General features: G+C 59.2%; 10 protein-coding genes. 6 read left to right on the top strand and 4 right to left on the bottom strand.

Going from position 1 to position 14,488, the window contains the following annotated elements; translation table 11 throughout:
• Positions 1 to 5: 5 nt before the first annotated feature.
• Positions 6 to 2,063, top strand: a complete 2,058-nt coding sequence (locus ACUNV4_RS22535) for a putative bifunctional diguanylate cyclase/phosphodiesterase (RefSeq protein ID WP_430880886.1) — start codon at positions 6 to 8, stop codon at positions 2,061 to 2,063.
• A 476-nt stretch (positions 2,064 to 2,539) separates the two neighbouring features.
• The gene (locus tag ACUNV4_RS22530; protein WP_430880885.1) at positions 2,540 to 4,036 is read left to right on the top strand and encodes a DUF3179 domain-containing protein; all 1,497 of its coding nucleotides are present in this window, start codon (positions 2,540 to 2,542) and stop codon (positions 4,034 to 4,036) included.
• Positions 4,037 to 4,119: 83 nt separating this feature from the next.
• On the opposite strand, the gene ACUNV4_RS22525 is transcribed toward ACUNV4_RS22530, so the two are convergent.
• The 3 genes from ACUNV4_RS22525 to hisD form a co-directional block, all read right to left on the bottom strand.
• Positions 4,120 to 4,626: a CreA family protein gene (locus ACUNV4_RS22525; protein ID WP_430880884.1), complete on the bottom strand. Its 507-nt coding sequence runs from the start codon at positions 4,624 to 4,626 to the stop codon at positions 4,120 to 4,122.
• A gap of 99 nt (positions 4,627 to 4,725) precedes the next feature.
• Positions 4,726 to 5,925: a DegT/DnrJ/EryC1/StrS family aminotransferase gene (locus ACUNV4_RS22520; RefSeq protein ID WP_430880883.1), complete on the bottom strand. Its 1,200-nt coding sequence runs from the start codon at positions 5,923 to 5,925 to the stop codon at positions 4,726 to 4,728.
• Positions 5,926 to 5,949: 24 nt separating this feature from the next.
• Complete coding sequence (hisD, locus tag ACUNV4_RS22515; protein WP_430880882.1) at positions 5,950 to 7,257, bottom strand: histidinol dehydrogenase; 1,308 nt, start codon at positions 7,255 to 7,257, stop codon at positions 5,950 to 5,952.
• Between the two features lie 251 nt (positions 7,258 to 7,508).
• On the opposite strand from hisD, the gene ACUNV4_RS22510 reads away from it, so the two are divergent.
• Both ACUNV4_RS22510 and ACUNV4_RS22505 read left to right on the top strand, forming a co-directional pair.
• Positions 7,509 to 8,447 (top strand): LysR family transcriptional regulator, encoded by a 939-nt coding sequence (locus ACUNV4_RS22510; protein WP_430880881.1) that lies wholly within the window; start codon positions 7,509 to 7,511, stop codon positions 8,445 to 8,447.
• Between the two features lie 117 nt (positions 8,448 to 8,564).
• Positions 8,565 to 9,992 carry a pyridoxal phosphate-dependent decarboxylase family protein gene (locus ACUNV4_RS22505; protein WP_430880880.1) on the top strand — a complete coding sequence of 476 codons (1,428 nt, stop codon included), beginning with the start codon at positions 8,565 to 8,567 and terminating at the stop codon, positions 9,990 to 9,992.
• Between the two features lie 118 nt (positions 9,993 to 10,110).
• Here the strand turns inward: ACUNV4_RS22505 and ACUNV4_RS22500 are convergent, their stop codons facing one another.
• On the bottom strand, positions 10,111 to 10,998 hold the full coding sequence (locus tag ACUNV4_RS22500; protein WP_430880879.1) for an NAD-dependent epimerase/dehydratase family protein: 888 nt from the start codon (positions 10,996 to 10,998) through the stop codon (positions 10,111 to 10,113).
• A 230-nt stretch (positions 10,999 to 11,228) separates the two neighbouring features.
• Between ACUNV4_RS22500 and ACUNV4_RS22495 the strand changes: the two genes are divergently transcribed.
• Positions 11,229 to 12,026, top strand: a complete 798-nt coding sequence (locus ACUNV4_RS22495; protein WP_430880878.1) for a YdcF family protein — start codon at positions 11,229 to 11,231, stop codon at positions 12,024 to 12,026.
• Positions 12,023 to 14,488: an ATP-dependent helicase HrpB gene (gene hrpB / locus ACUNV4_RS22490; protein WP_430880877.1), complete on the top strand. Its 2,466-nt coding sequence runs from the start codon at positions 12,023 to 12,025 to the stop codon at positions 14,486 to 14,488. The genes ACUNV4_RS22495 and hrpB overlap by 4 nt, the downstream gene beginning before the upstream one ends.

The following is a 14,488-nucleotide window of genomic DNA, read 5'->3' as shown; positions in this document are numbered from 1 at the left end:
TTTTCATGTTCACGGGGTGGCGACTTCGGGGCTTCACGCTCGCCTGTGTGACGGGTCTGGTGCTCATCGTGATCACCTATCAGAACACTCAGGTGTCAGTCAGAAACTGGCTGAGCGTCCTGTCTGTATCCCAGCAGGAGTGGAACTGGAAGGCAACGGCTCTGGTTCGCGAACACCTGCGGTTCGTGATCGAGCTGGATAGCTACATCAATCAGGCTTCCGATGACCCCCTGGCGTTGAAGCAGGTGATCGATCGATTCGATGTGTATTGGAGTCGCTATACGGCGATGAATTCGTTTTTCACGAACTCCGATGCCAGAACCATGGAGTTGCTGTCCCGAATCGCCAGTTCTCCGGAGGATGTCGAAGAGCGTGTCAATGCAATCGTTGATGTTCTCAATGACAATGGTATTGCAACTCTGGAGAGGCTGGAGCCCGTCGTGATGACGCTTGCACCGGGGGATCGTGATGCCCATGAGCAGATAATGAAGGCACTTCGTCCCTTGGGTGACAAGGTTGTCGAGTTGGAAACGGCTCTGTTCGAGCGCAGCCGATTGTTGCAGTTCACGCAGAATCACCTGACCGAGATGCTCAATACCCGTTTGCGCATTGCCTACATCGGTCTGTGCCTGGTCATCTTCATTCTGGTCGTGGCAATCTACTCGTATGTCGCGATCAAGAATCGTGCGTCGCGGTCTCTGGAGAGTGTCAACAGAAAGCTCTTGTCGAAGATCTCGGAGTCCGAAGAGTTGACCATGGAGCTGAAGAGAGCGGCCAGCCATGATTCATTGACGGGACTGTTGAACCGGCATGGCTTCGAGGTTCTGCTGGAGAGGCTCTTTCTGGAGAGCACGCAGACGCATGGTCTGTGTTTCGTCGACCTGGACATGTTCAAGGTCGTCAACGATACCGGTGGACATGCGGCGGGGGATCGCCTGATACAGGAAATTTCCCGCTTGTTTCTCAAGGAATTCGATGGTCATGGGCAGGTGGCGCGCTTTGGCGGTGACGAGTTCGTTCTTGTCTGGCCGAATTGTGATGCGGAAGAATTCAGACAGGGTATTCTGGTCATCGCCAGCCAGCTGTCGCCGTTTCGCTTTCAGTACGATCAACACAGCTTCGAGATCAGCGGCAGCTTTGGCGCTCTGCATTTCTCTGCTGCAGGGCATTCGAAGCAGTCGGTCATGGCCATTGCCGATGCGGCCTGCTATGAAGCGAAGAACAGCGGCGGTGGACGCGTTCACTTTCATGATGGTGATGACAGCATCATCGCCTCGCGAAAATCGGATCTCTTCTGGATCAGTGCCGTACAGCAGGCATTGAAGGAGGATCGGTTCGTGCTCTTCCATCAGCCCATTGTCGAAATCTGCGAGCAAGGGGTTCGTTCCCATGGCTGGGAGATTCTGGTTCGCATGAGCGATGAAGAGGGTTCTCTGGTAGCACCGGGACAGTTTCTCGAGGTTGCAGAGCGTTATGGACTGGCACCCCGAATCGATCGCTGGGTCGTGCAGCAGGCTTTCGACTGGCTCAATCATCATTCGCTCGATGATTTCGAGCTGGATTGCCTGAATGTCAATTTGTCAGGCCTTTCCGTGAGTGATCTCGAGTTTCTGAATTTCATCGAGGAACTGACAACGCAAGCCAGGTTCGATCCGCAGTGTATCTGCTTTGAGTTGACGGAAACCGCCGTGGCCGATCACCGCGCGCGTGAATTCCTGATGAGGTTGAAGAGCATGGGCTACCAGCTGGCGCTGGATGATTTTGGTAGCGGATTCTCTTCGTTCGGTTATCTGGAATCCTTGCCGGTGGACTACATCAAGATCGACGGACAATTTGTCAGGGATGTGGATACCAACTTCGTGCATCGGGAGTTCGTCAGGGCAATCGGCTCGATCGGACAGGCCATGGACAAGAAGGTCGTGGCGGAGTTCGTTGAAAACGAACGCTCATTGCAAATCCTGCGCGATCTGGGAGTCGATTTTGCACAAGGCTATCACCTCGCCAAACCGTCGAGCATACCGGATGACCGCAGCCGGGAAGAGCATCTGCGTTCCGCGGCCTGAAACCCGGAGTCAGGAGTCAGGAGTCAGGAGTCAGGAGTCGGAGTCGGAGTCGGAGTCGGAGTCGGAGTCGGAGTCGGAAGTCTAAAGCTGGAAGTCGGAAGTCGGAAGTCGGAAGTCGGAAGTCGGAAGTCGGAAGTCGGAAGCCGGAAGCCTGAAGCCTGAAGCCTGAAGCGTCATGCATCCTGCGTCATATCTGATGTCTGCACTTTCAGTGGTGACCCCGCTATCCACTGGTAATGGCATTCCCGGATAGGCAATGCAAACTGTGCGACGTGTCAGAGTATGGCGCAAGCAGAGCGTCGCTCGGCCAAAGGTGAATGCCAGTCGTGGGTTCATGCCTCATGGCGTTGAGTATCTGCCTTGCACTGAAGATTGACTCTTCCGAGTCCTCGGAGGTCGCGACTGATGACGCGAATCAGGGAACTCAAACCGGCGTCTGCATCTCGAACAAGGACAATCACCCCCGAACGAGAGTCATGTCGTCATCGTATATTCCTGCCCCCCGTTTCGTGAGCCTGCATCATCTCTGCCGATGTACCGTACCTGTATTGTATGTGGTGCTTCTGTTTGGTGCAGTCACTGGCCAGGTGCACGCTCTGACCAAGCCATCTGATGAGCGGCGGGTCTCCGCCTCCCGGCTGGGTGACAGCGATTCCCTCGACAAGGAAGCATTGACCCCGGGGCCGGCTGATGCCGAGATTCCCGGAATTTTCGTCGGACTGGTGACAGGTGAATCAGGTGACGTGCAGGAGGATCTGCAGGCATTGCGTAGCCGCTGGCACCCCGGCATGGTTCCGATGGCGCTGGAATCCTTGCGATTCAGTCGTCATGGAGGCGTCAGCGCGGGACTGGTGGAGCTTCTGGAGGACAAGACAGGCCAGCGTTTCGGACGGGATCTGGACAGCTGGTATGTGTGGCTCTGGAAGCGAGAGGAGCAGGCTCATCCACACTATGCCGATTTCAAATCGATGCTGTACCGTAATCTGGATCCGCTGTTTGCAGGCTATTTCAGCAATGAGCGCAAGAGCACGATCCGGCTCGATGAAGTGCGCTGGGGCGGTGTGAGACAGGATGGTATTCCTCCGCTGCGTTCTCCCTTGATGATCGATGCGAGCGATGCCGACTATCTGGATGATGACAATGTGGTGTTCGGTATCGAGATCAACGGTGATGCACGAGCCTATCCGAAGCGGATTCTGGCATGGCATGAGATGTTCACCGATACCATTGGTGGAATCGACTACGCCGGAGTCTACTGTACCTTGTGCGGAGCCGTGATCCTGTACGAGACCGTGCACAAGGGTGTCCATCATGAACTGGGCACAAGTGGCTTTCTCTACCGATCCAACAAGGTCATGTACGACAAGGCCACCCAGTCGTTGTGGAATACCACCTGGGGGCAACCGGTGTCGGGGCCTCTGGTCGGCAAGGGTATTCAGCTCGAACGCAGCTACGTCGTGACCACTACCTGGGGTGAGTGGCGTCGCCGGCATCCGGATACCACAGTACTCTCGCTCGATACGGGCCATCGCCGCGACTATCGTGAAGGGGCGGCCTATGAAGACTATTTCGCGACCGATAGACTGATGTTCACCGTAGCCCACCGCGACGATCGATTGAGAAACAAGGCAGAGATACTGGCCTTGCAGTTTCCCGACAAGACGGACAAGAGGTTGGCGATCAGCGCGGATTTTCTGAGTGAAAATCCGGTGTATCACCACGAGCTGGGTGGTCAGGGGCTGGTGGTGCTGACGGACGGCAGCGGAGCCAACCGCGTCTATGACCCCGGGAATGTCACGCTGGTGGAATATGATGGTCAGGAATCAGTGACGGACGATCAGGGGCGCGTCTGGCGGTTGAGTGAAGATGCCTTGCAACTGGCAGGGCAGCCGCCTCTGGTTCGCTTGCCGGCACACAGGGCGTTCTGGTTTGGCTGGGTGGCAGTCTGGAACGATACCGAGCTGGTCATGTAGTGTGTCCACGCCTGTCTGCGCGGCATATCGTTCATCGTGCCTGCACCACCCCGCTTCGTGGTGGTGTCAGGTCACAGGGTCTGTCAGTCCTCCCAGGTCACGTCCTGACCGAACAGGGGGACCGTCGAGAGGGCCATCTTGGCAGAGCCATCCTTCACCTGGCTGGCGTGTGACAGGTAGATCAGCGTCTGCCGCTCTTCGTCATAGATGCGTGTGACCTGCAGTGACTTCCAGACCAGTGAGGTGCGCTTGGAGAAGACGTTCTCCCCGCCTTCGTCCCTGTCGATGTCCCCGATGACGATGGGACCGGTTTGCCGACAGGCGATCGAGGAGTTGGACGGGTCGCTGAATATCTCACCATTTCTTACCCGATCGATCAGACCCCGGTCGAAATAGGAAATATGGCAGGTGACACCCTTGACCTTGGGGTCCTCGACAGCTTCTATCTTGATGTCACCCCCCATCCAGTCCACATTCACGTCGCCGACCTCGTCAGCCTGAGTCGCTGACGTCAGAACGGCCGTGCTCAACAGGGTGGCAGCGACAATCGGTCGAGTGAAGCTGGCAGCGATGGTATTGATCAGGCGCATGTTGGAAGGCTTCAACGCAGGTGAATTCGAGCCCACAGCATAGCAACGATCGATGCCATCGCGCACGATCGTTGCGAGTTTACACAGCAGGCGCTCCGCTTACCCGTTCTTCTGCAGGGATTCGATCACCTCGACAATGACTTCCCCGATCAGCCGGCAATCGTCCGTGGTGAAGGTCAGGGGAATTCGCATGTCCAGCAAGGTCGAGAGAATGGCCTCGGTTCTGGGAAGCTGTGGCATATCGGCGATATAGCGCCAGCTGTCATAGCGACTGGTATAACCTTCCGGCTCTGCGCCACCAAACCACTTCAGAGCCACACCCTGGTCTGCACAGCGTCGCACCACCTGCTGTAGCTGTTCGGCACTCTGGCCGGGCAATGAGAACTGGATGGAACTGGCGACGAATTCCTCGGCATCGGGTCGCTCCGGAACCTGAATGAGCGAGCTTTTGCCCAGTTCCGTTTCCAGTATGCGATAGCGCTCGTTCCAGCGTTGGCACTGCCGGTCGAGATCCACCAACTGGGGACGCAGAATGGCGGCCCGCAGATTGTCCATGCGCCCGCTGTAGTTGGGTGTCTCGTAGCGGATCTGATCGAAAGTCTCGGCGGGTGGTGCCGCGTGGTGCCGGTCGAACAGCATGTAGGAGCCACTGTGCATGATGGCGCGCGCCATGACATCGGCGTGGCGTGTCGTCAGAAACCCTCCCTCACCGGAATTGATGTGCTTGTAGGTCTGTGCGCTGAAGCAGGCAATATCACCGAAGGTGCCGCTTTTGGTGCCGTTCCAGCTGGCCCCCATGGTATGTGCACAGTCCTCGATCAGAAACAGCTGGTGACGTTGGCAGATGTCCATGATCCGTTCCATATCGGCAATGTGCCCTCGCATGTGTGACAACATGAAGAAGCGGGCACCGCTACTGGCAGCCTTGGCCTCCAGATCGTTCAGGTCGATGCAGTAATCCTCGGCAACATCGACAAGGACGGGCACGGCGCCACTGTTGTGAATGGCACCGGGTACCGGTGCCAGGGTGAAGGCATTGCACAGGACCTGGTCACCGCGTTGCACGCCGGCCGCCTGCATGGCCACATGCAAGGCATAGCCACCGGAAGAGCATGCCAGGCAATACGGCACACCCAGGTAGGTCGCGAACTCGATCTCCAGCAGATCGGTTTCGCCTTTTTCATCGGGCAAGGTGTTGTACCTGTGCAACCGCCCCGAACGCATGACTTCGATGGCGGCATCGATGCCGGCTTCCGGGATGGCTTCCTGTTGGGTAAAGGACTTGCTGAATGATTTCATGACGTCTGTTCGTACTCCCGCTCGCTACTCGTAACGCGTCTGATCGTACACCTGAAAGTCCCACTGCCTTTCGGGAAAATACTTCCGCAGTCGCCAGTCACAGGCGCGGGCATGGCCTTCCATGCCTTCGACGCGTGAAATACGCGAGCCCACGGCACTGAACTCCAGATTGGCCTCCTCGCTGATTTCCTGATAGGTGAGAATCTTGAGGAACTTGTGCACGTTGAGACCACCGCTGTAGCGAGCCACGCGTCGCGTCGGCAGAATGTGATTGGTGCCGGAGCATTTGTCACCGTGAGTCACGGTAGCGCCTTCGCCAAGAAACAGTGAACCGTAGTTCTTGAGATTGTCGCGCCACCAATCGGTGTCCTCTGTGAGTACCTGCAAGTGTTCCGAAGCATACTCGTCACTGACGCGTACGCACTCTTCACGGCTGTCACACAGGATGATCTCCCCGTGTACATCCCAGGCTGATTGCACCACGTCGCGGTTGGGCATATCGGCGGCGACCTTCGGCATCAGCTCGGCGACCATCTCGCCAATGCGACGACTGGTGGTGAACAGCCAGACCGGCGAGTCATAGCCATGCTCCGCCTGTGACACGAGATCCACCGCAATGGTCATGGGATCGGCACTGTCATCGGCAATGATGGCTGACTCGGTGGGACCGGCAAAGACATCGATACCGACTTCACCGAACAACAGTCGCTTGGCTTCTGCCACGTAACCGTTGCCAGGGCCGACGAGTATGTCGGCGGCAACGCCGGTGAACAGACCCTTGGCCATGGTGGCGACCGCGTGAACACCGCCCATTTCCAGAATGATGTCAGCACCGGCAAGATCCATGGCAAAGACGATGGCCGGATGGATGTGGCCATCCTTCGGAGGTGAGCAGGCGATGATGGTTTCCACGCCGGCCACCTTGGCGGTGGCAATGCTCATCAGCGCCGAGGCCGCATGTGAATAGCGACCGCCAGGCACATAGCAGCCCGCGCAATTCACGGGAATCACTTTCTGACCGAGTCTGACACCCGGTGCCGATTCGATCTCGAATTCGGTCAGACTGGCGCGTTGTGCCTCGGCAAAGGTCTTGATCTGCTGATAGGCAAACCGGATATCCTCACGGGTCTGCTCCGGCACCCGGGCAATCAGTTCTGCGCGTTTCGCGTCGTCGAGAATGAAGTCCCCCTGCCAGTTGTCGAATTGCGCGGCATAGTCACGAACCGCGCTTTCTCCATCGGCCTCGATGCGCGCCAGCATGGTCTTGACGGTGTCCTGTATTCGCTCATCATTGGCGGCAACAGGGGCATTGGATTTTTTCAGGTATTCCATGAGTTCACCTTGAAGAAGGAGGGTGGCGCAGGTTGTTTCAGGCGGTGGATTGGTGCCGGTTTCGCCATCAGACCCTGCGGGCCGCAAGCTTGAATCTCCGCAGTCCGGTGGTTCGAGCGTGACGCCGATCATAGAAGCCACCGGGTTCCGTTGACCAATGCCATTTCCGATGCGACCGGTTACTTTTCGGTATAGGCTGAGCCGAGGCGATGGCTGCAGCGCCGCTGATGCAGATGAGTGACAGGTAAACGATGGAACTGAAATGGCTGGATGACTATATTGCGCTGGTTGATCTCGGGAGTTTCTCGAAGGCGGCCGAAGCACGCTTCGTCACGCAACCGGCATTCAGTCGACGCATTCGCTCGCTGGAAGACTGGCTGGGCGTCAGTCTGGTTGATCGCAAGCAATTTCCCACGGCGCTGACGCCGGCCGGCCAGGCCTTCGCGGAGCAGGCGCGTCTGTTGTCCGGCCAGATCCTGGCGGTGCGCCATCAGATGCAGGATATCAATGCCGCGCGCGCGCAGTTGGTCATCATCTCCCAGCAGGCCTTGGCCGTGTCGTTCTTTCCAGGCTGGATGCAGACACTCGAGGCCCTCTCAGGTGGGGCTCTGCTCAAGGTGGAAACCGGCCATCTGCCTGACAATATCGAGAATTTTCTGGCTGGCGATGGGGATTTCCTGCTGTGCTATGGCTCGGCAGACATCGCCTCCCGGCTACAGCGGGATGACGTTGAAAGCCTGCAGGTCGGGGTGGATCAGTTCATCCCGGTGTCAGCGCTGACTGCCGGGGGGCAGCCTCGCTTTGCCGGTTCGGCCGGTTCGGCCGGTTCGGCCGGTGATCCACTGAAGCTGCTGGCGCATCCGGCAGAGAGCTTCTTCGGGCAGATTCTGCAGCGTGACTGTCTGCCATTGCTGAACGAGCATCAGAGGGTTGAAGTGGCCTGTGAAAATGCGCTGTCGGAGGCCTTGAAAGCGCTGGTGCTCGAAGGCTATGGCATGGCCTGGCTGCCACGCAGCCTGGTTCGTCGAGAGCTGGATCGTGGTGACCTGGTCGTGCTGGATGAGGCGTTTCCCCGGGTGCATCTGGCGGTGAGCCTGTATCGTCTGCGTCAGCCACGCAGTCAATCGGCCAGGCAATTCTGGGATTATCTGCAGGACATGTACAACCAGAACCTGTCGACCGTGGGGTAGACGGTTCACGTCATGCCCAAAAGTAACTGATACCCAATAAATCAGCATTGGCCGTCGACCGATACGCATCCCTATACTGCGACATCTTCAGACAACAGGTCGACAGAGGCCAATACCATGCAAGATCAGCTGGATATCCTGACACGAGCCGTGAACGAATGGATGCCTGCAGAACGTCCGGTTTCCCAGGCACCGTCAGCGGCGGAACTCGAACGGATACTGGATGTCAGCCTCGGCAAGGAAGGTGCCGATCAGCAGAGCCTGGAGGAAGCCCTGAAGGCCTATCTGCATTACAACCCGGCGGTCTACAAGAGCGATTTCCACAAATTGCTGTATTCGGGGCAGAACAAGCCGGCCTTGCTGGGTGACTGGATCACCAGCCTGAGCAACGCCACCATGCATACCTATCAGGTGGGTCCTGTGCCGACTCTGATGGAGCTCGAGCTCATCCGTCAATGGAATGCACTGGTCGGTTTCGATCGTGATGGCAATCAGCCGGAAGGCGTCATGGTGGCCGGTGGTAGCCAGGCAAACCTGATCGGCATGATGCTGGCACGCCATCATGCCTGCCCGGATTACAAGACCCGAGGGGCCGGTGGTCGTACACTGGTGGCCTACGTTTCCGACCAAGCGCATTACTCCGGACAGAAGGCCGCCAATGTGCTGGGCATCGGTACCGATAATCTGGTGGCCGTTGCCTCCGATGATACCGGTCGTATCTGCCCGGTGGCTTTGCAGAGGGAAATCGACAGCAGTCTGGCAAAGGGGCATGTGCCGTTCTATATCGGCATCACGGCAGGCACCACGGTAACGGGCGCATTCGATTCCGTCGCCGATTGCAGCAGGATTGCCCGCCAGCACGGTATCTGGCTGCACATCGATGGTGCATGGGGCGCCCCGGTGCTGTTTTCGGAGGAGCACCGGCATCTGCTGGCCGATAGTCATCTGGCCGATTCCTTCGCCTGGGATGCGCACAAGATGATGAATGTGCCGCTGACTGCCGCCGTGATTCTGGTGAAGCAGCCGGGGGCCCTGAAATCCTGTTGTTCCGGTGGAGGTGGCGAGTACCTGTTTCATGCCGACGAGAATGCAGACTACAACCTGGGTGAGCGCTCGATCCAGTGCGGAAGACGCGCCGATTCCCTGAAAGTCTGGTTGAGCTGGAAGGCCATGGGCAATCAGGGCTTTGCCGCCAAGATCGATGATCTGCAAGCGCTGAAAACCACCTGCGTGAACCTGATCGAGGACAGCGAATCGCTGGAGATGCTGGCACCGGCTGCCTATGTGAATGTGCTGTTCCGCTATCATCCGGCGCAGCTGACCGACGAAGACGAGCTGCGGCAGCTGAACATCGCCATCTGCAAGCAGATGATGAACAATGGCGGCCCCTATGTGGACTACGCACAATACAAGGGGCGATACGGCATTCGTCTGATACTGGCCAATGACGAAGTGAGCGAGACTCAGCTGTCGTCGCTGCTGGCGCTGTGCGAGCAGACGGGAAGAGAGATGCTCGAGCTGCATCGACAAGTGGTCAACGGATGATCAAGTTGGGCCGGGAAAGCGAATCCCGGCCCGGCTTGCAGCAACGGATCCCGAGGTTCCGGGAGGGAGTTCGGGCAGCTTGTGAATGGCCCACCGAGCACCGCGTGACAGGGGGCGATCAGGAGGTCACATATTGTCGCCAGTTGTGTTCCTCGACGAATCCCAATACGTCACGAATCTTCCTGTTCGAGAACAGGGCTTCATGACCGACCAGCTCTCGCGTGAGTGCTACCCCGGGAAAATACTCGGCGGCCAGTTCAGCGGCGGACTGGTTTGCCACATTGGTGTCATTCCCGGCATTGAACACCTGATAGCCGAGTCCGTCGGCCTGCAGACAACGGTTCACGATCTGCCCCAGGTCACGAGCATCGATGTAGCCGAAGAAGCTGCGGCGACGCTGCCCGGGGTCTTGCAGAAAATCGGCAAAGCGGGCGTAATCATGCGGCTCCATCACATTGCTGATGCGCAGTGCATAGATATCGGCACCTGAGCGACGCTGGAAGGCACGGGCAGTCTGCTCGTTCAGGACTTTCGACAGGCCATAGCTGTCCATGGGGTTGACGTCGTAGTCTTCGTCGAGCGGCAGGCAATGAGGATCCGCTCGGCCATCGGCAAAGCAGACGCCATAGGTAGTCTCCGATGAGGCAATGATGATCTTGCGAATACCCATCTTCACCGCGGCCTCGATGACGTTGTAGGTTCCCATGGTGTTGACCCGGAAGGTCTCGTTGTCCGGGTTGATCAGAATGCGTGGTACTGCGGCAAAGTGGACCACGGCATCGTAAACCGGTACGCCGGTGCCAGGCTCCAGTTCGTCGAAGTTGGCGTAGGCGGACATGGCATTGAACATCTGTCCCGAGTCCGTGATATCCGCAATCAGATTGTCAACACCGGGCAGCTCCAGCGCGACCTTGTCGACATTGACGACTCGGTGGCCATTGTTCATCAGGTAGGGTACGACATGGCGTCCGGCCTTGCCGGCACCGCCCGTGAAGAGAATTCGCATGGTCTGATTGCTCTCGTATCTGTTCTCAAGGAAATCCAGCTGGCTGTGGTTCTGTGTCAGCGAGCCACAAAGGGGGCAGCCTGCCTGACTGCACCGTCAGGATAGTGTACCGGGGAAGAGTTCGTGACACAGGCCGGCAGACGCCGCCGGAGCGCAGGCGGCAGGCAGGCAGCCGCAGTGCCTGTGCACGGCTGACAGGCATCGTCTGTCGGGATTCCAGGCGTTGATGATTGCCGTACAATCACGCCCTTACCGCCAGCCAGTCCGGATTCACCATGGATGCCTTTCTGCTGAAGAAGGTCCTCAGCAATGTCGTACACATCATTCCCGGCGCCTTCGTGGCCCTGTTGATCGGCGTGGCATTGCTGGGACGGTGGCCACGCCTGGCTCGCCTGGGCATACTGCTGATCACCCTGTCGCTGCTGGCACTGTCCTCGGCGCCGGTGTCCAATACCATTCTGGGGTCGCTGGAAAACCGGTATCCGGTCATGCAGAGCCTGCCCGAGGATACCGAACTGGTTCTGGTGCTAGGCTCCGGTCATCACTGGGTACCGGATCGACCGCCCAACAGCATACTGATGGCGTCCGCTCTGTCGCGACTGAGTGAAGCAGTACGATTGTGGAAAACCCGGCCGCAGGCGATGTTGATGACCAGCGGTGCCAGATTCCGTAGCGAGCTCTCGCACGCACGCACCATGGGCAATATGGCGCTGGCTCTGGGTATGGATGAATCGCGGCTGGTTCTCTCCGAGGAGGCCCGCGATACCGACGATGAGATCGCGGCCGCTCTGCAGTGGATGCAGCACAACGGCACCGCGAGTGGTCGTCTGGTGGTGGTCAGCAGTGCCATGCATCTGCCCAGGGCGGCCATGCTGTTGAGTGGTCAGCCTGTGGCCTACAGCATGGCCCCGACCGATTTCCGCGTGGTCGATGCGCCTTGGTATCGATTCAACTCCCTGCACCTGTCGGATGCGGACTGGGCGGTGCACGAGTACGTCGGCATGCTGTGGTACCGCCTGTCACGATGAGCAAGACCTTGCCCAGTGCGTTGAGTTCGCTACCGGTTCTGGCACTGGCCGATGAGGTTGCGCAGGCTCTGTCCACTGGCAATGTGCTGCTGCGCGCTGAACCTGGCGCCGGCAAGAGTACCGGCCTGCCGCTGGCATTGCTGCTGCAGGGGGCGGTGGGTGGCAGGATCATTCTGCTGGAGCCCAGACGCCTGGCGGCGCGTTCGGTGGCAGAGCGTCTGGCTTTTCATCTGGGTGAGCCGCTGGGGCAACGTATCGGTCTGCGCATGCGTGGCGAGACGCGTGTGTCTGCTCAGACACAGCTGGAGGTGGTGACCGAGGGTGTATTGACGCGCCTGCTGCAGGAAGACCCGTCGCTGGACGGGATCGCCCTGGTGATCTTCGATGAATTTCACGAACGCAGTCTGCACGCCGATGTCGGTCTGGCACTGTGCCTGGAAGTGCAACAGGCACTGCGTGACGATCTGCGCCTGCTCTTGATGTCGGCAACTCTGCAGACCGATGACATCCAGACGCATCTGGGAGCTGCCAGACAGTTTCACTGCTCGGTACGCCAGCACCCGGTCGACATCATCTGGGTGGGGGAGCAGCGTGACCCATTGCCGCAGCGTATCGTCGGTACCGTGCTGCGTGCGCTGGCTGAACAGGAGGGCGATGTCCTGGCCTTCTTGCCCGGCGTGGCGGAAATCAATCGCACGGCCAATCTGCTGCAGGGCAGGTTCGACGAGGGGACGGTCCTGCATTGTCTTCACAGTGGGGTGAGTGCGGGCGAGCAGCGCAAGGCCACGGCACCGGCGACAGCGGGAGTTCGTCGGGTCATTCTGGCGACCAGTCTGGCCGAGACTTCCATCACGATAGACGGGGTTCGGGTTGTCGTGGATTCCGGGCTCGAGCGGCGCGGTCGTCTGGACAGCAGCACAGGCGCCCAGCGTCTGGAAACCGTCATGGCCAGTCAGGCCAGTGCCACGCAGCGAGCCGGGCGTGCGGGTCGGACCACGGCGGGTTGCTGCTACCGCCTGTGGAGCGAAGAAGGACACGCTCGGCGTGCCCAACACTGGCAACCGGAAATCCTGCGGGCCGACCTGGCGCCCCTGTTGCTGGAACTGGGATTGTGGGGTGCCGCGGTTGCCGATGAGCTGCCCTGGCTGGAACCACCACCGGCGGCGGCCCTGTCCAGAGCCGAGGATCTGCTGGTCAGCCTGGGGCTTTGGGACAGTGGCCAGTTGACACCACAGGGGCGTGCTGCGGTTGCCTTGCCAGTGCATCCTCGCCTGGCACACATGCTGTTGTGGGCGGCGTCAGCGGGTGGACTCGAGCAGGCCTGTCGACTGGCCGTGTGGCTGGAAGAGCCGCCGCGTGGTGCCAGCGGTGTGGATCTGGAAGCGGTACTCAAGCGCCGGCTGTCTGCCACGCAGCAGCGACGGGTGAGCCAGCTTGTGCAGAGACTGGCACCGTCGAGCACCGCAGCGACGTCGTCGGCACCCTCGTTGGCCGTGTTGTTGGCGCAGGCCTACCCGGACTGGATCGCGCAACGTCGCCCTGGCACACCGGGCAGGCTGCTGCTGGCCTGTGGCGCAGGCGCCGTTATCGACAGCGAGGATCCGCTGGCACACAGTCACTGGCTGGTGGTCGCGCAGCTGGGCGGCGCCGGTAGTCAGGCACGTGTGTTCAAGGCCGTGTCGCTGGACATGGATGAACTGCAGCGTTGCTGCCCGGAACTATTTGCGTCCGTATCGCATCTGGACTGGGATGAGCGGCAACAGCGAGTCCTGGCCGAGCGCCGCATCATGTTGGGCAAGTTGCTGATCGACTCACGTCCCATGAGTCAAATCAGCCCCGACGACCGCGCGGCAGCCCTGCTGGCCGGGGTCCGTTCGCAGGGCCTGGACTGCCTGCCGTGGACGGATGACTGCCGGGAATGGCAGGCACGGGTGCTGCGCATGCGTGAGCTCGGGCCTGCGGGAGCGGTGAATGAATTTCCGGCCGTGGACGATGAATCACTGTTACAGCAGCTGGAGAGCTGGCTGCTGCCCTGGTTGACGGGCCTGGGCACCATGATGTCACTGCGTCAGCTGGACCTGTCGAGAATTCTGCACAGTCTGCTGGAATATCCCCAGCAAGTCATGATGGATGAATGGCTGCCACGGCGCTACACGGTACCCAGCGGGTCGAAGATCAGTCTGAGCTATGTGCAAGCGGGCAATCCGGTATTGTCGGTACGCCTGCAGGAGATGCTCGGTTGTGCCGAAAATCCGACCGTGGCCAAGGGACGTATTCCGCTCAAGGTCGAACTGCTGTCACCGGCCAGACGTCCCGTGCAGATTACCGAGGATCTGGCCAATTTCTGGACGAGCAGCTACCCGGCTGTCAGGAAGGAGATGGCTGGACGCTACCCCAGACACGTCTGGCCGGATGACCCGCTGGCCGCCAAGCCGACGACTCACGCCAAACGTCGCAAGTAG

This window comes from Granulosicoccus sp. 3-233 (assembly GCF_052681095.1).
This window is presented reverse-complemented; position numbering and strand designations above follow the sequence as displayed.